This is a genomic window from Acinetobacter sp. WCHAc060033 (assembly GCF_004209125.1).
Taxonomy (GTDB): domain Bacteria; phylum Pseudomonadota; class Gammaproteobacteria; order Pseudomonadales; family Moraxellaceae; genus Acinetobacter; species Acinetobacter wuhouensis.
This window is the reverse complement of record NZ_SGSW01000225.1, coordinates 1-245: the sequence shown is the minus strand read 5'-3', so window position 1 is coordinate 245 and position 245 is coordinate 1. Positions and strand designations below refer to the sequence as shown.

1 protein-coding gene is annotated in these 245 nt (G+C 40.8%); it reads left to right on the top strand.

The genetic code is table 11. The features are described 5' to 3' along the window. A partial coding sequence (locus tag EXE10_RS21360; RefSeq protein WP_130114627.1) for an IS3 family transposase occupies positions 1-245 on the top strand: 245 nt, incomplete at both ends.

Genomic DNA, 245 nt, shown 5'->3' with positions numbered 1-245 from the left:
CGAGTGAATCAGATCTGAAGCTGATGCGCTGTATGGATGAGTCACATATGCAATACCCTTTTGCAGGTAGCCGTATGATGCGTGATTTATTGAATCGTCAAGGACATCATATAGGACGACGTCATACACGTACTTTAATGAAGAAAATGGGTATTCAGGCGTTATATTGCAAACCAAATCTAAGTCAGGCCAATCAAGCTCACCGTAAATATCCATATCTGCTCAAAGGATTGAATATTCAGAGG